This is a genomic window from Sphingomonas sp. SP6, from assembly GCF_058313435.1.
This window is the reverse complement of sequence record NZ_JBZFLG010000001.1, coordinates 509724-528778: the sequence shown is the minus strand read 5'-3', so window position 1 is coordinate 528778 and position 19055 is coordinate 509724. Positions and strand designations below refer to the sequence as shown.

The 19055-nt window shown below is 70.2% G+C and carries 18 protein-coding genes and 1 tRNA gene; 7 read left to right on the top strand and 12 right to left on the bottom strand.

Going from position 1 to position 19055, the window contains the following annotated elements; all coding sequences use genetic code 11:
* The first annotated feature begins 105 nt into the window (after positions 1-105).
* The 5 genes from AC4GYY_RS02540 (at position 106) to purQ (ending at position 4034) form a co-directional block, all read left to right on the top strand.
* Positions 106-1026, top strand: a complete 921-nt coding sequence (locus tag AC4GYY_RS02540) for an alpha/beta hydrolase (RefSeq protein WP_491118518.1) — start codon at positions 106-108, stop codon at positions 1024-1026.
* A complete protein-coding gene (gene kynU / locus AC4GYY_RS02535) occupies positions 1023-2237 on the top strand; it encodes a kynureninase (protein ID WP_491118516.1) in 1215 nt (404 codons plus the stop codon). Before AC4GYY_RS02540 ends, kynU begins: the two co-directional genes overlap by 4 nt.
* 114 nt (positions 2238-2351) lie before the next feature.
* Positions 2352-3131 (top strand): phosphoribosylaminoimidazolesuccinocarboxamide synthase, encoded by a 780-nt coding sequence (gene purC, locus AC4GYY_RS02530; protein ID WP_491118514.1) that lies wholly within the window; start codon positions 2352-2354, stop codon positions 3129-3131.
* A gap of 1 nt (position 3132) precedes the next feature.
* Entirely contained in the window at positions 3133-3354 is a 222-nt protein-coding gene (gene purS / locus AC4GYY_RS02525) for a phosphoribosylformylglycinamidine synthase subunit PurS (RefSeq protein WP_491118512.1), read from the top strand.
* Positions 3355-3365: 11 nt separating this feature from the next.
* Positions 3366-4034, top strand: coding sequence for a phosphoribosylformylglycinamidine synthase subunit PurQ (gene purQ, locus AC4GYY_RS02520; RefSeq protein WP_491118510.1), 669 nt, complete (start codon positions 3366-3368; stop codon positions 4032-4034).
* On the opposite strand, the gene AC4GYY_RS02515 is transcribed toward purQ, so the two are convergent.
* From AC4GYY_RS02515 to tpiA, 6 genes are all read right to left on the bottom strand, one after another.
* Entirely contained in the window at positions 4031-4726 is a 696-nt protein-coding gene (locus AC4GYY_RS02515) for a glutamine amidotransferase (protein WP_491118508.1), read from the bottom strand. The two genes, purQ and AC4GYY_RS02515, sit on opposite strands and share 4 nt — an antisense overlap.
* A gap of 52 nt (positions 4727-4778) precedes the next feature.
* A complete protein-coding gene (locus tag AC4GYY_RS02510; protein ID WP_491119277.1) occupies positions 4779-6182 on the bottom strand; it encodes an NAD(P)H-dependent flavin oxidoreductase in 1404 nt (467 codons plus the stop codon).
* A gap of 73 nt (positions 6183-6255) precedes the next feature.
* Entirely contained in the window at positions 6256-7386 is a 1131-nt protein-coding gene (locus AC4GYY_RS02505) for a glycosyltransferase family 4 protein (RefSeq protein WP_491118506.1), read from the bottom strand.
* Positions 7387-7682: 296 nt separating this feature from the next.
* Positions 7683-9185, bottom strand: coding sequence for an SdrD B-like domain-containing protein (locus AC4GYY_RS02500; RefSeq protein WP_491118504.1), 1503 nt, complete (start codon positions 9183-9185; stop codon positions 7683-7685).
* Positions 9186-9392: 207 nt separating this feature from the next.
* Positions 9393-9467 (bottom strand) — tRNA-Glu (locus tag AC4GYY_RS02495).
* Between the two features lie 37 nt (positions 9468-9504).
* The gene (gene tpiA, locus AC4GYY_RS02490; RefSeq protein WP_491118502.1) at positions 9505-10245 is read right to left on the bottom strand and encodes a triose-phosphate isomerase; all 741 of its coding nucleotides are present in this window, start codon (positions 10243-10245) and stop codon (positions 9505-9507) included.
* A gap of 114 nt (positions 10246-10359) precedes the next feature.
* Between tpiA and AC4GYY_RS02485 the strand changes: the two genes are divergently transcribed.
* Both AC4GYY_RS02485 and trpE read left to right on the top strand, forming a co-directional pair.
* Positions 10360-12306, top strand: a complete 1947-nt coding sequence (locus tag AC4GYY_RS02485) for a peptidylprolyl isomerase (protein ID WP_491118500.1) — start codon at positions 10360-10362, stop codon at positions 12304-12306.
* Entirely contained in the window at positions 12287-13792 is a 1506-nt protein-coding gene (gene trpE, locus AC4GYY_RS02480) for an anthranilate synthase component I (protein ID WP_491118498.1), read from the top strand. The genes AC4GYY_RS02485 and trpE overlap by 20 nt, the downstream gene beginning before the upstream one ends.
* Before the next feature lie 84 nt (positions 13793-13876).
* Here trpE and proC read toward each other — a convergent pair whose 3' ends face one another.
* The 6 genes from proC to AC4GYY_RS02450 form a co-directional block, all read right to left on the bottom strand.
* A complete protein-coding gene (gene proC / locus AC4GYY_RS02475; protein WP_491119276.1) occupies positions 13877-14650 on the bottom strand; it encodes a pyrroline-5-carboxylate reductase in 774 nt (257 codons plus the stop codon).
* A 26-nt stretch (positions 14651-14676) separates the two neighbouring features.
* On the bottom strand, positions 14677-15180 hold the full coding sequence (locus AC4GYY_RS02470) for a type III secretion system chaperone family protein (protein WP_491118496.1): 504 nt from the start codon (positions 15178-15180) through the stop codon (positions 14677-14679).
* 38 nt (positions 15181-15218) lie between these two features.
* Positions 15219-15482, bottom strand: a complete 264-nt coding sequence (locus tag AC4GYY_RS02465) for an accessory factor UbiK family protein (protein WP_491118494.1) — start codon at positions 15480-15482, stop codon at positions 15219-15221.
* Positions 15483-15499: 17 nt separating this feature from the next.
* Positions 15500-16021 (bottom strand): TspO/MBR family protein, encoded by a 522-nt coding sequence (locus AC4GYY_RS02460; protein ID WP_491118492.1) that lies wholly within the window; start codon positions 16019-16021, stop codon positions 15500-15502.
* A gap of 97 nt (positions 16022-16118) precedes the next feature.
* Positions 16119-16850, bottom strand: a complete 732-nt coding sequence (locus AC4GYY_RS02455; protein ID WP_491118490.1) for a TlyA family RNA methyltransferase — start codon at positions 16848-16850, stop codon at positions 16119-16121.
* 175 nt (positions 16851-17025) lie between these two features.
* On the bottom strand, positions 17026-19014 hold the full coding sequence (locus tag AC4GYY_RS02450) for a protein-disulfide reductase DsbD family protein (protein ID WP_491118488.1): 1989 nt from the start codon (positions 19012-19014) through the stop codon (positions 17026-17028).
* Positions 19015-19055 lie beyond the last annotated feature (41 nt).

The window sequence follows — 19055 nt, the reverse complement described above, 5'->3', positions numbered from 1 at the left end:
TGTCCTACACGGGGACGGCGTGATAGCGTCGAACCCATGCCGTTCCGCAATCCCGTCCCGTCACCGCGATCGGCGCCACGCCGGCGGCTTGGCGGAAGGTGACAAATGCGTCGTCCCACGCGCACCTTTCGCCTTGCCGTTCCGGTCGTCGCTCTATCGTTTCTCACCGCGCTCGCGCCGACCCGCTTGCCCGTGCCGATCGCTGATTTCACCCCGCTCACCTGGACCGATCTGACCTCGCGTCCGCGGCCTCATGCCGACGCGACCGTCGCTTACGGCGCAGGTTCGATGCAGAAGGTGGACGTGTGGGTTCCCGTGGGACCTGGTTCGCACCCGGTGGTGCTGATGGTCCACGGCGGCTGCTGGCAGACGAGCATCGCCGACCGCTCGCTCATGGATTGGATCGCGGGCGATCTCCGCGCGAGCCGCGTCGCGGTATGGAACATCGACTATCGCGGTGTCGATCGTGTCGGCGGCGGCTATCCCGGCACCTTCCTCGACGCAGCCGCCGCGACCGACCTGCTCCGCCGCGAGGGGCCACGGTTCAAGCTCGACCTGAGCCGGGTCGTCGCGGTCGGCCATTCGGCGGGCGGCCATCTCGCCTTATGGCTCGCGGCACGTCCGAGGCTGCCCGGGGACAGCCCGCTCCGCACCGCCGACCCGCTTCCGATCGCCCACGTCATCAGCCTCGGCGGGCTCCCGGACCTGGAAGCGACCGCCACCAGCCCCGATAACGGCTGCGGCACCGAGGTGATCGCGAAGCTCGTCGGCTGGCCCCCGCATTATGCCGACACGTCGGTCCCGCGCCTGCTCCCGCTCGGCGTGCCGCAGGACTTGGTCAACGGCCGTGAGGACAGGATCATCCCCCACCGGATGGCGACCGACTACGTCGCCCGCGCCAGGGCCGCAGGCGATCCGGTGACGCTTCATACCATCCCGCGGACCGGCCATGTCGAACTGGTCACCCCCGACACCGCCGCCTGGATCGAAACCAAGCGCTTGATCCACGAGGCTCTCGCCCGATGACCCTTGACGACGCCCGCACCCTCGACGCCGCCGACCCCCTCGCCCCTTTCCGCGAGCGCTTCGCGCTGCCCGATGGCGTGATCTACCTCGACGGCAACTCGCTGGGTGCGCTTCCTCGCGCGGTTCCCGGCGCGCTCGCCGATACGGCGGAGCGGCAATGGGGCGAACGGCTGATCCGAAGCTGGAACGAGGGCTGGATCGACGCGCCCCAGCGGCTCGGCGCCCTGATCGCGCCGCTGATCGGGGCCGCTGAAGACGAGGTGATCGTCGGCGACTCGACGTCGACGCATCTGTTCAAGGCGCTGGTCGCGGCACTCGGCGTCGACCCGAAGCGCCGCGTGGTGGTGAGCGAGACCGGCAATTTCCCGACCGACCTGCACGTCGCCGAGGGCGCGGTGTCCTGCGTCGCGGGCGCGACGCTGCGTGCCGTTCCCCGCGCGCGACTGGCGGAGGCGATCGGCGACGACACCGCGGTCGTGCTGCTGACCCAGGTCCACTATAAGAGCGCCGAGCGCTTCGACCTGGCCGATTGGACCGCACGCGCGCATGCGGCGGGTGCGCTGATCCTGTGGGACCTGAGCCATAGCGTCGGTGCGATCCCGATCGATCTCGGCGGTGCGGGGGCCGATCTCGCGGTCGGCTGCACCTACAAATATCTGAACGGCGGCCCCGGCGCCCCCGCCTTCCTCCATGTCGCGAGGCGCTGGCAGGATCGACTGGCGAACCCGCTCTCGGGCTGGATGGGCCATGCCGCGCCGTTCGCGTTCGAGGACGCGTACCGCCCGGCGGAGGGGATGAAGCGCTGGCTGGTGGGGACGCCGTCGATCCTGGCGATGGCCGCGCTGGAAGCGTCGCTTGCGATCTGGCGGGAGATCGACCCTGTCGCCCTCGCCGCGAAGAGCACCGCGCTGTTCGACATCCTCGTCGCGGCGGGCGATGCGCTGGACTTAGAGTGCATCACCCCGCGCGATCCTGGGACGCGCGGCAGCCACATCAGCTTCCGCCACCCCCACGCCTGGGAGTTGTCGCAAGCGCTGATCGACCGCGGCGTCATCGGCGACTTCCGCGATCCCGACGTGCTGCGCCTCGGGCTGACCCCGCTGTACCTCAGCCACGAGGACGTGTGGCGCGCGGGCGAGGTGATCGGTGACGTGCTGCGGAGCGAAGCGTGGCGGGACGCGAGATACGCGGCGCGGAGTGCGGTGACCTAGCGTGAGACACCCCGCCGATTGATCCCCCGATCCGCAATCCCTATAGGCTCCGCTCAACCCGCCCCGGCCCGGCGCCGTTCGCGCCGCCGGGGCCGCTCATTTCAGGGGACCGCGATGGCGCGCCGCCGGCAGATCTACGAGGGCAAGGCCAAGATCCTCTACGAGGGTCCCGAGCCCGGCACGCTCATCCAGTATTTCAAGGACGACGCCACCGCCTTCAACGCCCAGAAGAAGGGCACGATCAACGGCAAGGGCGTCCTCAACAACCGCATCTCCGAGCATATCTTCACGTTGCTCGATTCGATCGGGGTTCCGACCCACTTCATCCGCCGGCTCAACATGCGCGAGCAGCTGATCCGTCAGGTCGAGATCGTGCCGATCGAGGTCGTGGTCCGCAACGTCGCCGCGGGCTCGCTGTCGAAGCGGCTCGGGATCGAGGAGGGCACCAAGCTGCCCCGCACGATCCTCGAATATTACTACAAGGACGATGCGCTCGGCGATCCGATGATCTCGGACGAGCATATCGCCGCGTTCGGCTGGGCGAGCCAGGAGGAGATGCACGACATCGCCGATCTCGCGATCCGCGTGAACGACTTCCTGACCGGGCTGTTCGCGGGCTGCGGCATCCGGCTGGTCGACTTCAAGCTCGAGTTCGGTCGGATCTGGGACAATGACTACGGTCGGATCATCCTGGCGGACGAGATCAGTCCCGACGGCTGCCGTTTGTGGGACATGGACTCGGGCAACAAGCTCGACAAGGACCGCTTCCGTCAGGATCTGGGCGGCGAGGCGGAAGCCTATCAGGAGGTCGCGCGCCGGCTGGGGCTGCTGCCCGACGGCGAGGATTCGGCGGTGCTCGACCTGGAAAAGCACCGCCAGAAGCGGGGCAAGTGACATGAAGGTCAAGGTCCACGTCACGCTCAAGCCCGGCGTCCTCGATCCGCAGGGCAAGGCTATCGAGCACGCGCTCGCGGGGCTCGGCTTTGCGGGCGTCGACGGCGCGCGGGTCGGCAAGCTGATCGAACTCGACCTCGCCGACGAGAACGCCGACGTCGACGCGATGTGCCGCAAGCTGCTCGCGAACACCGTCATCGAGAATTACCGGATCGAACGCTGAGAGGCTTTGGCATGAAGACCGCGGTCATCGTCTTTCCGGGATCGAACTGCGACCGCGACCTCGCGGTGGCGCTGGAGGCGGTGACCGGCGCCAAGCCGGAAATGGTCTGGCATCGCGAGACCGAGTTGCCGGGGGGCGTCGGGCTGGTCGCGGTGCCGGGGGGCTTCTCTTACGGCGACTATCTGCGCAGCGGCGCCATGGCGGCGCGGTCGCCGATCATGGCGGCGGTGAGTGAGGCGGCGGGCAAGGGCCTGCCGGTGCTCGGCGTTTGCAACGGCTTCCAGGTGCTGACCGAAGCCGGGTTGCTGCCCGGCGCGTTGATGCGCAACGCCGGGCTCACCTTCGTCTGCCGCGATGTGGCGCTGAAGGTCGAGAATGCGCAATCGGCCTTCACCAGCCGCTACGACGCCGGCGAGACGATCCGCGTGCCGGTCGCGCACCATGACGGCAATTACTTCGCGGACGCCGAAACGCTCGACCGGCTCGAGGGCGAGGGCCGGGTGGCGTTCCGCTACGCGGAGAGGGTCAACGGCAGCGCCCGGGACATCGCCGGCATCCTCAACGCGCAGGGCAACGTGCTGGGCATGATGCCGCACCCGGAGCGCGCCGTGGAAGCGGCGCACGGCGGGACGGACGGACGGCGGCTGTTCGAGGGGCTGCTAGAGATGATCGCGGCCTAAAGCCCGGCCAGCCACTCGGCGATCATCGCCCGACCAGCCTTCACCGCGGACGGACCGAGCCGGTCGTGGTCGGCGGTGAGCGCAACCGGGTCGACCTCCGCACCCGCGAGATAGTCCCTCCCCTCCTCGATCCATTCGTGGAAGCGAGGGTCCTCCCCCATCTCCGCATGGAACTGGAGCGCGAGCAGGTTCGGCCCGCGGCGGAACGCCTGATTGGCATAGGCGGCGCTGCCGGCGAGCCGCTCCACGCCCTCGGGAAGGTCGAACGTGTCGCCGTGCCAGTGGAGAACCTCCACGTCGGCGACGTGGCGGAGCGACGATCCGCGCCCCGCGTCGGTGAGCGTCAGCGGCGAAAAGCCGATCTCGCGCACCGGGCCGGGATAGACCCGCGCGCCGAGCGCGGTGGCGGCGATCTGGCTACCAAGACAGACTCCCAGCACCGGCCGATCCGCCGCGATGCGGGATCGGATCGCCTCGATCTCGGCGGCGAGCCAGGGATGCTCGCGGGTCTCATACACCCCCATCGGCCCACCCATGACGACCAGCAGGTCCGGGGCCAGGATGTCGAGCGCGGCGAAATCGGTTTCGCAGGCCGGGATGCGCTCGATCTCGTAGCCGGCGGCTTCGATCGGATCGCGGTAGCCGGCGACGCCTTCGAACGCGACGTGGCGGACGACGAGTGCGGTCTTCATCAAACCATTCCTACTCGAACAGTAGGATTTGACAACCGTCGCTCGGCTCCGCTCAATCCCCCGTCAGGATCCGGTCTACCAGCTGCTTCACCGTCGGCACGAAGCCGTTCGAGTAGAACGGGTCGCGCTTGAAGTTGTACGCCGCGTGGCCGGCGAACATCAGGTTCTGCTCGATATCCCCGCCATGGGCGATCTCCTGGAGCGTCTTCTGGATGCAGAAGCTGCGCGGATCCGCAAGGCGGCCGGTCGAGTTGGTGTCGGTGTCGGCCCAGCTCGAGAACAGGCATTGCGACAGGCAGCCCATGCAATCGGCCTGATCCTTGCGGATCTCGGCCTTTTCGGGCGGCGAGACGAAGACGAGCGTGTTGTCGGGCGTCTTCAGCGCGTCGGTAAAGCCGAGCCCGAACCACTCGCGCGCGCGCAGCAGGTCGCCGCGAGTCACCCAGAAGTTCTTGCCCTTCACGCCGACGTCGAGCTGGAAGACGTGGTCCCCGGCCTCCTGCGTCGAAAACGCGATCTGCCGCTCCGATCGTGCCTCGAGCGAGCGGAGGAAGGGATTGCGGACGGCCGACGAGTAGAAGCCGGTGGGCGAGAAGCGGTGGAGAAGGACCTCGCCCTCCTCGATCGTAGTCAGCCGATCCTTCCACGCCTGCGGGATCGGGCTTTCCTGGGTCAGCAGCGGCCGGGTGCCGTATTGGAAGGCGATCTGACCGAGCTCGGGGTTGTCGATCCACGCGGTCCAGTCACGAAGATACCAGACGCCGCCGGCCATGATGATCGGGGTCGTGTCGGGGATGCCGCCCTCGCGCATCGTCTCGCGCAGCGCCTTGACGCGCGGGTACGGGTCCTCGGGCTTCAGCGGGTCTTCGGCGTTCGACAGGCCGTTGTGGCCGCCGGCCAGCCAAGGATCCTCGTAGACGACCGCCCCCAGCAGCTCGGCGACCTTCGAATAAGCGCGCTTCCAGAGGGCGCGAAAGGCACGACCCGAGCTGACGATCGGGAGATACTGGACGTTGTAGGAGGCGGCGATCTCCGAGAGCTTGTACGGCATGCCCGCGCCGCAGGTCACGCCCGCGACCAGGCCCTTGGTCCGTTCGAGCACACCCTGCAGCACCCGCTGCGCTCCGCCCATCTCCCACAACACGTTGATGTTGATGGCGCCCTTGCCGCCCGCGATCTCCCAGGCGCGCTGGACCTGCTGGACCGCGCCCTCGATCGCATAGGCGATCAGTTCCTCGTGCCGCTCGCGCCGGGTGAGCGCGCGGTAGATCTGCGGGATGATCTTGCCGTCGGGATCGTAGCTGTCGGCATTGACCGCCGACACCGTGCCGATGCCGCCCGCCGCCGCCCAGGCACCGGCCGAGGCGTGGTTGGTCGCGGCGACGCCCTTGCCGCCCTCGACGAGCGGCCAGACCTCGCGGCCACCATAGACGATCGGCTGTAGTCCCATGAACACGTGCGTGGTTGACCTTCCCGGCATGAAATACGCCCAGCTATACCGTAAGGATGCACCAAGGCGAGGCATTTACTCAGGTGAGCGATCCCGGTCGCCCCAGCGCGCCCTCGTAGAGCGCGGCGTAGCGCGCGATCATCCGTCCTTCGTCATACTCCGCCCGCGCCTTCGCTCGATTGGCGGCGCCGACCCGCGCGCGGGCGTCGGGATCGGACATCAGCGCCTGGATCGCGTCGCGCAGGCGGAGTTCGTCGGGATATTGCGCGATGTAGGGCGCATTCTCGGGGGCGAGCATCACCGGCACGTCCCCGACGGGCAAGGACGCCACCGGGAGTCCCGCGGCCATCGCCTCGACGACGTTGATCGGGAACTGTTCCGATCGCGACGAGACCGCCAGCAGGTCGAAGTGACGCATGAAGCGGTAGGGCCGGTCGAGAAAACCGGGGAGAACAATCTGATCCGCCAGCCCCATCGCTTCGGCCTGGCGGAGGATCGCCTCGCGTTCGGGGCCTGCGCCGGCGATCACCAGTCGGAACCTGCCCGACAGCCCGCCCGCGGCGCGGACCAGCGCGGGGAAGTCCTTGACCGCACGCAGCCCGCCGACTGCGCCGATCACGATCTCCTTCGGACGACGCACGAAGCCGGGGATAGCCTTGGGATCGGGGTCGCGCGCATAGGCCATGGTGGCAATGCCGTTCTCGATCCGATGGACGCGGGCGCGGGGCTGCTTCCACGTCTCCAGCGCGATCCGTTCGAGCGAAAGCGACGGGACGGCGAGCGCGTACGCGGCGGAAAGCGCGATGCGGCGGTACAGATTGCGCTCGCGCTTGAGGCCGGTCGCCTCGTCCTCGTTGAAGCCGTCTTCGTGGTGGACGATCGGCGGCATCCCCTTTGCAAATACCCGGCGCGCCATGACGCCGTCGATCGCGCCCCAATTGTAGGTCAGCACCAGATCGAAGCGGCGCATATATTTCGCGAGCGCCTCATATCGCGCGACCGAGGGGCGACCGGTCAGCGGCGGCGGGGTCTGCGCGATCTCGTACGACACGCCGCGGTCGATCCGCTCGCGCGCGCCGAGCGCGTCGGGGACGCCCGAGACGATCGTGTGCCGCGCCGCCTTGCCGAAGGCGTTCATCAGCCGCGTCGCGCGCGCCTCCTTGCCGCCGAGGTCGAAGGAGGAGTGGAGATGGAGGATCGAGACGGTCATTGGCTCAGCGCGGGGATCGGGGAGACGGATTGAGGCGGTTGAGGCCCGGATGCCGAAATCGGGCGGAACGCGACAGGTCCGCGACAGCTTCGCGCCCGCGACGCCGCAGGTCCGCGACACCCACGCGACACTGACGCGACATCGGCGCCGCTTCGGCATCACGGTCGGGGGCAGGAAGCGGTGTGCGTCGGCTCATGTGCGCGACCATGGCACACATGCGGCAATGTAGGACAGGCGCTCTGCCGACGGCCCGGAGTGGATCGGGAGGGCCGAACACGGCCGGCCCTCCCGATCCGTCAGGCGAGCGCGAAATGCGCGGTCTGGATCACGTGGTGGATCGGCAGCATCCCGAAGATCCCGGTATCCTCGCCGAACACGGGATGCGCGGCACTGCTCGCCGTGCCGACCGAGCCGAAGTCGATCCCGGTAGTCGTCTCGCCCGAATCCACCTGCACCGGCGCGCTGATCTGCTGACTGCCGGGCACGAAACGGATCACCTGCCCGTTGTGCAACACGCCCTCGTCGAACGAGAAAGTGGTGCCGATGCTCTCGTCCGGCTTCTCCAGCCCCACCGTCGCCGAGGTGCCGGCGTCGTCGAGCGACTTGTATTGGAAGGTGATCGCGCCGTCGTCGCCGACGATCGCCTGGAAGGTGAGGTGCGCGTCGGGATCGCGCAGCAGCGCCACGTCGCGCCATTCGACGATCGTCCGGTGGTTGGCCGCGTCCTCCAGGACGTAGACCTTGCCGGTCGTGCCCAGTGTCAGATCGTCCCAGAACGGCGCGATCAGCCCATTGGGGAAGTTGTGGTCGGGCAGGCGGCTGTTCGCGCCGAGATCCGCGAAGAAATCGCCGAACGCGACCGCGCCGTTGGTCGAGACCCAGACGGTTGAATAGTCGTCGCCGTAAAAGCTGATCGCGTGCTTGAGATCGACCGCGACCGCGGCGTCGTCGGCGCTGCCGAAGCTCAGCCGCTCGCCCGAGCGCGCGATTTCGACCCAAGAATAGGTCGCGTCGGCCTGGACGTAGCCGTTGTTGGGGACCGAGGGCGAGGTCTGCGTCCAACCCTCGGGCAGCACCTGCCACACGTCGTATGTGCCGAACGACAGGCCTGCGATCGTGTAACGGCCCTTGGCGTCCGACACCGCCGACTGCTCGTAATCCTCGAGCACGCCGTTGCCGTTCGTGTCGGCGAAGACGGTGCGGCCCGCGATCCACTGCTCGCCGCGATCATGGACGCCGTTCGCGTTCGCATCCTCGAACAGACGACCGCTGATCGCCCCCTTCTCGGCCCCGAACACCATGTGGTCGGCAGCGAACTGGAAGGACGCGGCGCCGGGGTGCGCCGGATCGGGCCGGCCACCATAAGCCGTGAAGACGACGTGGTCGACGTCGTCGAACCCGAGGCGGAAGGTCCTGGGCGTGTCGTTGTCGAGCTTGACGATGCGCGAATATTCGAGCTCGCCGTCGTCATAGGCGTCGATCCGCACCAACATGCCCAGGCGGTAGGCGGAGGTCAGCGACAGCGAGAGAAAGTCGAAGTTGCTGCCATCAAGCGTCTCGACGATCGACGGGTCGCCGTAGCCGTTGTAGGCGACGGCGTTGCCGGTGGTGACGCCGGCAGTGAAGCCGTTCGGTCCGATCTCGCCCTCGGCATAGGCGCCGTCAATCCAGCCCCAGTTGGACCAGTTCAGCCCCGTCCCCTGATAGTAGCTCGGCAGATTGCCAAAATCGGTGCCAAGGTCGTCGAAATCGGCGAAGATCTTATCCGCGGCGCGTGCGGCGGTCAGCGTTGTCGTCATGATAGCGCTCCCAGAATTACCATGGCGCATATCTGCCGGGTCGGGAGAGGCCTAGCAAGGGAGTTCGAAGCGGAGTGACGCCGCCTTAAGGGTGCCGCCGTCAACGCAGGGCAGGCCCGCTCTCCACGACTGATCTGGCAATGAGTGAGGTCGCCTTGCGGCTCCCGTCACCAAGGCACGAAGAGCGCCCCGCGCTCTTCGAGTCCTTGGTGACCCCTACGGGATTCGAACCCGTATTTCAGCCGTGAAAGGGCCGCGTCCTAACCCTTAGACGAAGGGGCCATCCGGTCGGGCCGCGTACGGGGGCGGCGCCGTCGGGTCAAGTCGCGGCGGTGATGATCGGCACGAACTTGGCCGCGGTCAGGCTCGCGCCGCCGACCAGCGCGCCGTCGACCTCGGGCGTGTGCAGGATCTGCGCGGCATTGTCGGCGGTGACCGAACCGCCATAGAGAATGCGGATGCCGTCGGCGCGGTCGCCGATCAGCGCGCGCATCTTGGCGCGGGCGATCGCGTGGATGCCGGTGATCTCGTCCAGCGTCGGGGTGCGCCCGGTGCCGATCGCCCACCGCGGCTCATAGGCCAGCGTGAACCAGGAGCCGTCGGCGTCGTCCGGAAGCGACTTCTCGACCTGCGCCTGCACCACCCGCTCGGCGCGGCCGGCGTCGCGTTCGGCCTGGGTCTCGCCGCAGCACAGGATCGCGCCGAGCCCGTGGCGATGCAGCGCCGCCGCCTTTCCCCAGGCATCCTGGCTGGTCTCGCCCTGGTCGTGGCGACGTTCGGAATGGCCGACGATCGAGAAGCGCGCGCCCGCCTCCGCGATCATCGCCGCCGAGACGCAGCCCGTATGCGCGCCGCTTTCCGCCTCGTGGACGTCCTGCGCGCCAATCGCGAAGCCGGGCGCGGCGGCGGCGGCGGCGGTGATGAGGGTGAAGGGAACCGCAAGCGAGACGTCGACGGCGTGATGCGCCGCCGCCGCGTCGGCGATCGGGCCGAGCTCGCGCAGCATCGTCCGCGAGCCGTTCATCTTCCAATTGCCCGCCACCAGCTTGCGCCGCGCCATGACCGTCCCCCCGAGTGGTTGTTCCGCGACGAGGCGCGTAACAAGCCGGGCGGGTTGATGCCACCCGTAGCCCGCCCTAAAGCGCGGGCTGTTCCCAACGATCTCGGACCCTCCATGCTCGCGTTCTTCCGGCGGATCATCAACTCGCGCGTCGGGGTGATCGTCACCTTCGGCGTCCTGATCCTGATCGCGCTGGCGTTCGGCCTGGGCGACGTGACCGGGCTCGGCTCCGGCGCGAGCCTGGGCGGCGGTTCGGTCGCCACGGTCGGCGGCCAGGCGATCGCGGCGGCCGAGCTGCGGAACCAGACGAGGACCCAGTTCGAAGATGCGCGGCGCCAGGACCCGCGGCTCGACCTGGGGCGCTTCGTCGCCGGCGGCGGCTTCGACGCGACGCTCCAGCGGCTGATCAACGAGCGGGCGATCGACCGGTTCGGCGACGCGATCGGGATGCGGGTCGGCAAGACACTGGTCGACGGGCAGCTGGCGAGCTTCCCGGGGCTCCAGGGCGTCGACGGCAAGTTCAATCAGAAGATCTACGAGCGCATCCTGCAGGAGCGTCGGATGACCGACGCGCAGGTCCGCGCCGACGTGGCGCGCGGGATCCTGGCGCAGCATCTGATGCTGCCGACGGGCGGCGCGACGCAGATGCCGGGCCAGCTCGCGCTCCCCTATGCCAACCTGCTGCTCGAGCGCCGTCAGGGGCAGATCGGCTTCGTGCCGACGACGGCGGTGCCGGCCGGACCCGCGCCGACCGATGCTCAGTTGCAGGACTGGTACAAGCGCAACGTGGCGCGCTATTCGCTGCCGGAGCGGCGGGTGATCCGCTATGCGCTGGTCACGCCGGCTTCGGTCGCGACCCGCGCCGCGCCGAGCGAGGCCGAGATCGCGCAGGCGTATCAGCAGCAGCGCCAGAAGTACCTGCCGACCGAGAAGCGGACGATCACGCAGGTGACCGTCCTGGACCAGACCGCCGCCAATGCGCTGGCCGCCAAGGTCAAGGGCGGCGCCGCGATCGGCGAGGCGGCGCAGGCGGCGGGGCTGGAGCCTCGCACGCTGACCGGCGTCGAAAAAGCGGGCTACGCCGCGCAGTCCTCGGCCGCGGCCGCCGATGCGGCGTTCGCCGCCGCGAAGGGCGCGACGATCGGTCCGGTGCGCGGCTCGCTCGGCTTCATCGTCGCCAAGGTCGATGGGGTGGAGCAGGTCGCGGGCCGCAGCCTTGCGCAGGCTCACGACGAGATCGCGAAGGCCCTGGCCGAGCAGAAGACCCGGCAGGTCATGTCCGACATCCAGGACAAGCTGGGCGGCGCGTTCGACGGCAATGCGACGTTCGCCGAAGCGATCGCGGACCAGAAGCTCCAGGCGCAGGCGACGCCGGCGCTGACCGCGCAGGGCCTCAATCCCGACCAGCCCGACGCCAAGCCCGATCCGGCGCTGGCGCAGATCGTATCCGCGGCGTTCGCGATGCAGTCCGGCGACGAGCCGAGCGTGGTCCAGACCGCCGCCGACGGCAGCTACGCGGTGGTCTCGCTCGACCGGGTGATCCCCGCCGCGCCGCGTCCGCTGGCCGCGGTCCGCGAGCAGGCGGCGAAGGACTTCGACGCGAACCGGCGCCAGCGCGCGGCGCGCCAGATCGCCGCGGCGATCGTCGCCAAGGTGGGGGGTGGGACCGCGCTGGCGCAGGCGATCTCGGGCGCCGGCCTCTCGCTCCCCGCCCCCAAGCCGCTCGCCGCCGCGCGCGCCGACCTGGCGCGGAGCCAGCAAGGCGCGCCGCCGCCGCTCGTACTCCTGTTCAACATGGCGCCGGGGACCGCCAAGCTGCTGGAGGCGCCGAACGCGCAGGGTTGGTACGTGATCAAGCTCGACACCGTGATCCCCGGCAACGCTCAGGCGCAGCCGCGCGTGGCGATGGCGGCGCGGCGCGAGATCGGGAAGCTGTTGGGGCGCGAATATGTCGAGCAGCTCACCGCCGCGATCCGCAAGCAGGTGGGGGTCAAGCGCAACGATCAGGCGATCGCCCAGGTGCGCGCGGCGCTCGCAGGCGATGGCGGCTCCGATCGATAGCGCCAGCGCGGCCCTCGCCGACGGCAGGCCCGCGCTGCTCTGGCGGCGGCGGGTCGCCGACACCGAGACCCCGGTCGCAGCCGCGCTGAAATTGATCGAGCCGGGCCGCGGCGACTTCCTCCTCGAATCGGTCGAAGGCGGAGCGGTGCGCGGGCGGCACAGCCTGATCGGGCTTGCGCCGGACCTTGTGTTCCGCGCGACCGGCGCAAAGGCGGAGATCAACGCGCGCTGGGGCGAAGATCGCACTGCCTTCGTTGAATGCGGTGCGCCCGCGCTCGAGGCGCTACGCGCGCTCGTCGCGTCGTGCCGGGCGGAGACCCCAGCCGAGCTGCCCCGCGCACTCGCCTGCCTGGTGGGCTATCTCGGCTACGAGACGATCGGCCTGGTCGAGCGCCTTCCCGCGCCAGCCGCCGACCCGCTGGGCCTGCCCGACATGCTGTTCGTACGTCCGACCGTGCTGCTGGTGTTCGATCGGCTGGCGGACGCGATGTTCCTGGTCGCTCCCGCCTGGCCCGACGCCGCGCGCGACCCGGAAGCGATCGTCGCCGCCGCCGAGGAGCGGCTCGACGCCGCCGAGGCGCGGCTCGACGCGGCGGCGGTTCCCGCGCCCGTCCGGGCCGAGCCGCAGGAGATCGCGCTGACGCCGCAGCTGCCGCCGGGAGGCTACGGCGCCATGGTCGCGGCGGCGAAGCGCTACATTACCGCGGGCGACATCTTCCAGGTCGTGCTGGCGCAGCGCTTCACCGCGCCGTTCGCGCTGCCGCCGTTCGAGCTGTACCGCTCGCTCCGCCGGATCAACCCCTCGCCCTTCCTCTATCACCTCGATCTGCCCGGCTTCGCGCTGACGGGCTCCAGCCCTGAAATTCTCGTTCGCGCGCGAGACGGCGAGGTGACGATCCGCCCGATCGCCGGCACGCGGCCGCGCGGCAAGACCGCGACCGAGGACGAGGCGAATCGCGCCGCGCTGCTCGCCGATCCGAAGGAACGCGCCGAGCATCTGATGCTGCTCGATCTGGGGCGCAACGACGTCGGCCGGGTGGCGACGCCGGGCACCGTCCGCGTGACCGAGAGCTACGGCGTCGAGTTCTACAGCCACGTCATGCACATCGTCTCCAACGTGGTCGGGCGGCTCGACAGGACCAAGGACGCGGTGGACGCGCTGCTGGCCGGATTCCCGGCGGGGACGGTGAGCGGCGCGCCCAAGGTGCGCGCGTGCGAGATCATCGCCGAACTCGAGCCCGAGCGGCGCGGCGCGTACGCCGGAGCGGTCGGCTATTTCTCGCCCGACGGCTCGATGGATTCGTGCATCGTGCTCAGGACCGGAGTGGTGAAGGACGGGACGCTCCACGTCCAGGCGGGCGCGGGCATCGTCGCAGACAGCGATCCGGCGTCGGAACAGCGCGAGTGCGAGGCGAAGGCGGGAGCGCTGTTCGCGGCGGCGCGCGAGGCGTATGCGCGGGCCGGCGAGGTGAAGTTCGGGCAGTGATCCGGAGGCCCCCCGCGAAGGCGGGGACCAGCCACGGGCGATCTCGCGAGTGGACCCAGGCTCCCGCCGTCGCGGGCGCACGGGTCAGGGTTGGCGCGCTTCCCGGGCCATCTCGACGTTGCGATCACGGGAGGCCCGAAGCGTCCGCTTCAACAGCGCCGCCAGCGCCTCGTCATCGTCGAGGACGTTGAGCCCGGCGCGCGTCGAACCGCCGGGGCTCGCGACGCGGTCGGCGAGCACCGCGGGCGAGACATCGCTGCCGCAAGCCAGCGCGGCGCTGCCCGCGACCGTGGCGAGCGCGAGACGGGCGGCCTGATCGGCGGGCAGGCCGAGCGCCTCCCCCGCCCGCGCGAGCGCATCGACGAAGCGGAAGGTGAAGGCCGGGCCGCAGCCCGAAAGCGCGGTCACGGCGTCGAACAGGCGTTCGTCCGCGATCCACTCGATGACACCCAGCGGGCGCATCAGCGCGGACGCGGCCGTCCGCGCGCGCGCGTCGGCCGATGTCGAGAACAGCGCCGTCACGCCCCGGCCGATCGCCACCGGAAGGTTCGGCATCGCGCGGACGATCGAACCCGCCGAACATACGCCGGCGAGGGTCGCCTCCTCCACGCCGGCGAGGATCGAGACGAAGAGCTTCGGGCCGAGGCGGGCGAGCGGCTCGGCGATCGCCGGCATCTGCTGTGGCTTGAGCGCAAGGATCACGGTGTCGGCGGGTTCGGGCGGGATGGCGGGCACCACCCGCACGCCGGCGGGCATGGCGCGCCCACTGGGGCTGACCACGGTCACGCGGTCGGGCGCCATTCCGGCATGGAGCCAGCGCGCGAGCATCGCCCCGCCCATGTTGCCGGCGCCGATCATCAGCACCGAACCGGCGACCGGCGGCGTCACGCCTCCCCGTGCGTCTCGACCAGCGCGGCGGCGAGCGCGTCCTTGGGGGACTTGCCGCCCCACAGGACGAACTGGAAGACGGGATAGAAGCGCTCGCATTCGTCGATCGCGGAGTCGACGACCATCTCGGCGGCGGCGAGGGACATGGTGCCCTCCTCCTCGTTGTCGACCATCGCGGCGTGGCGATAGAGGAGAATGCCGCTCGAGGACCACAATTCGAAATGGCCGAGCCACAGCTGCTCGTTCACGAGGCCCATCGCCTCGTAAACCGCGACCCGGCGATCCTCGGGAACCTTGATGTCGGGGAAAGCGAGGAACTGGAGGACGCCGTCCTCCTCACGCCAGAGCGCGCGAAGCTCGTATTCGGTCCAGCTGCCCTTGACGCTGACGACGATCTCATCGTCGTGGCGCTCGAACTCCCAGCCGTGCGCCGCGTAATAGGTCTCCAGCATGTCGATGGGCGCGGAATCCTCGCGCTCGTAATCGGCTTCGTCGAGCATCGCGGAAGCCTATCGCACGATTCGTGCGACGGGCAAAGTCACGCCGCGTCCGAAGGCCCTCGGGACGCCGCCTCGAGCGCGTCGAGCCGGGCACGCAGCGCCTCGGCCTCGTCGCGCGCGGCGGCGGCCATCGCCTTGACCGCCTCGAACTCGTCGCGGCTGACGAAATCGAGACCGCCGATCCACTCGCGGGCGCGCGAGCGCGCGTTCGCCTCGGCCTCGCGGCCCATGCCGGCGATGGTCCCGGCGGCGCCGTTGAGCACGCGGGCGAGGTCGTCGAAGATGCGGTTTTCGGTCTGCATGATGATCCCTGACAGCGTCAGCCGATGACTTGGGAGGTCGTGGCGCGGGGCACAAGGGCGGCGGCGTCCGGGTTCAGCTGTCCGATCCGCCAGGTGAGCACGCCGGCGAAGCCGATCCAGACGAGATAGGGGACCATCAGCCAGGCGGCGGCGACGCGGATCCGCCCGAAGGCGACCGTCGCGGCGATCGCCAGCACGAACATCAAAGCGACATCGATGAGCGCCAGATCGATCCGGTGCGCGCCGAAGAAGGTGGGCGTCCAGGCGAGGTTGCAGCCCAGCTGCGCCGCAAACAGCGTGATCGCGACGCCGCGCCCTCTGGCGCCGCGGGCGTTGAGGATCATCGCGAGCGCCAGCCCCATGAGGATGTAGAGCGCGGTCCAGGCGACCGGGAACAGCCAGGCGGGCGGGGTGAACGCGGGCTTGCGCAGCGCCAGATACCAGAGCGCCTCGTCGCGGCCGGCGACGCCCGCGCCCGCCAGGAAGCCGAGCAGCAGGATCGCCGGCACGCAGACCACCGCCCACCGCACGAACGACATCCGCAATTGGCCCCGAGACGCGATCCCGCCCAACGATGCACTCCTTCGCACGGCGGGCCTCATGCCGATCCGAAGCGCGCCCGTAAAGCGAAGAGGATCATCGTTCGGCGGCGAGCAGGAACTCGATATTGCCTTCGGGTCCCGTGATGGGACTCGGCACGACGCCCGCGACCCGCCAACCCTGCGCGCCGACCCAGCCGGCCACCTCGGCGCAGACGCGGGCGTGGACCGCCGGGTCGCGGACGACGCCGCCCTTCCCCACTTCCGCCCGCCCCGCCTCGAACTGCGGCTTCACCAGGGCGAGCAGCCGCGCACGCGGCGCCGCGAAGGAGAGCGGCACCTCGAGCACCTTAGCCAGGCCGATGAAGCTGGCGTCGCAGACGATCAGGTCGACCGGTTCGGGGATGTGGGATCCGGTCAGCACCCGGGCGCTGGTCTGCTCCAGCACGACGACGCGAGGGTCCTGGCGCAGCGTCCACGCGAGCTGGTTGGTGCCGCTGTCGACCGCATAGACGCGGACCGCGCCCCGGGTGAGCAGGACGTCGGTGAAGCCGCCGGTCGACGAGCCGACGTCGATCGCCGTCGTCCCGGTCACGTCCCAGCCGAACTGGTCCAGCCCGTGCGCGAGCTTCACGCCGCCGCGCGACACCCAGGGATGATCGCGTCCCCGAACCGTCAGCTCGGCATCGGCGGCATAGGTCTGGCCCGGCTTGTCGACCTTGCGATCGCCCGCGAAGACCAGCCCCGCCATCACCAGCGCCTGCGCGCGGGTCCGCGATTCGGCGAGGCCGCGCTCGACGAGCAACTGATCCACCCGCATCTTCGCCATCGGCGGTCCTATCGCGCGGCTTTCCGGTCGTCGCAACCGGGGCTCGCCCGGTCGCGGAGCTATTGCCTATCTGCTAAGTAGGAATAAGGTCGGCGGCGGGGTGGAGCCGCGGACAGCGTACCCCCTAGAGCGCTTGTGTCCGCGGCTTCATCTCGCCCGCCGCATCCCGGCGAAATCATAGCGCCGCCAGCATCCCCGGGGTCAGCACCTGGGGCAGCTCGCGCGGCGGCCCGCCGGTCGCGGGATAATAGAGATAAAGCGGAACGCCGGCGCGGCCGTGCGCCTCAAGGAAACGGCCGAGCGCCGGGTCGCCGTCGGTCCAGTCGCCGACCAGCACCGCGACGTTCTTGCGGCGGAACGCGGTCCGCGCCGCGTCGGTCTCGATCGCCGCCTGCTCGTTGACCTTGCAGGTCAGGCACCAGTCCGCGGTGAAATAGGCGAAGACGGGCCGGCCGCTCGCGCGCAGCGCGGCCAGCCGCGACTCGGAAAAGGCCTCTCCCGGGTTCGTCGGTCGCGCCTGGACCCGCGGCAGCGCCACCGTCACGACGGCGGCGACCACCAGCGCGGCGAGCGTGGGCGCCCAGACGACGCCGCGGCCCCGGTGCTGCCGCGCACCGCTCCACCAGAGGCCGAGCGCGACGACCGACGCGGCGGCGACGCCGAGGATCAGCCCCCCCTCCCCCGTCTGGCGCCCGAGCAGCCAGGCGAGCGCCGCGACGGTCGCGGCCATCGGGACCGCCAGGATGCGCCGCAAGGTGCGCATCCACGGGCCCGGGCGCGGCAGTCGGCCGCGCAGCGCGGGGACGAAGCCGATCGCCAGGAACGGGATCGCGATGCCCAGCCCCAGCCCGGCGAAGACTAATATCGCCGCCACCGGCGGCAGCACCAGCGCCGCGCCGAGCGCCGCGCCCATGAACGGACCGCTGCACGGAGTCGCGACGAAGGCGGCGAGCGCGCCGGTCGCGAACGCGCCGGCGGTCCCGCTGCGCCCGGCGAAGGCGGGGGTCGGCAGCTCGAAGACGCCGAGCAGGTTGAGCGTGATCGCGGCAGTGAGCAGCAGCAGCGCCAAGACGACCCGCGCGTCCTGGAGCTGGAACGCCCAGCCGACCGTCGTCCCGCCCGCACGCAGCAGCAGGATCGCGCCGCCGAGTCCGACGCAGACCAGCACCACACCGGCGGTGTAGGCGAGCGCATCGTTTCGCGCCGCGGCGGTGCTCTCGCCCGAGCGCGCCAGGCTCAGCGCCTTGAGGCTGAGGATCGGGAAGACGCAGGGCATGATGTTGAGCAGCAGCCCGCCGACCACCGCGCCCAGAAAGGCGAGCGCGGCGGCGGTCCACGGAGATCCCGTCCGGGCCGGGACCTCGCCGGGTCGCGCCGAGATCGCCAGCGCGGGGCCGCCGGTGGTCAGGACGCCCTCGACCCGATCGGGCACGCCGACCGCCTTGGCCGAGACGAGTACGGTGTCGCCGCGACGCTCGACCGTCTGCGGCGCGGCATAGGCGAGCGCGCCGGGGGTGAGCGGATAGAAATAGGCGTCGGCGAGCGGCGCGCTCGCCGGATAGGGGATGGCGAGGCGAAGCGCGCCGTCCGCCACCGCGAAGTGCGCAATTCCCCCGAGCGGGCGCGGCAGCGCGCGTCGCCAGGCGTCGAACCTCGCGGCCGTCGCCCGATCGATCGCGCCATCGCCGATCGTGAGATCGGTCGCGAGCGTCGCGGTCTCGGGAACGCAGAGCGTGTCGGAGCAGACCAGATACTCCGCCTTGACGGAGACGGGCAGCCGCGTGCCGGGCTCGAGCCCGGCCGGGATCGCGAGGTCGACCATCAAGGCGTACGGCCTGGCATAGACATAGTTCATCAGCCCGGCGACGATCAGCCGCTCGGGCGCGGGATAGCGGATGGCGCCGGCGGTGACGCCGTTCGGCAATGTCCAGGCGAGCCGGGTCTCGACCCCGGCGTCGCCGCCGTTCTTCCAATAGCCGTGCCAGCCCGGCTGCGGCGTCGCGGCGAGCGCGATCGTCAGCGTCGAGCCCGCGACGGGTCGCACGGTCTCCGGGATCAGGCGGAAGGTCAGATGGCGTGGAGCCTGCGCCGTCGCGGCTCCCGCCACGATCAGCCAAAGCGCCGCGAGCGCGCGTATGTAGAACCACAGCTTGCCTGTCAGCATGGCGGGTCCCATAGCCCGCGCCGCCTGCCATTGCACGAGAG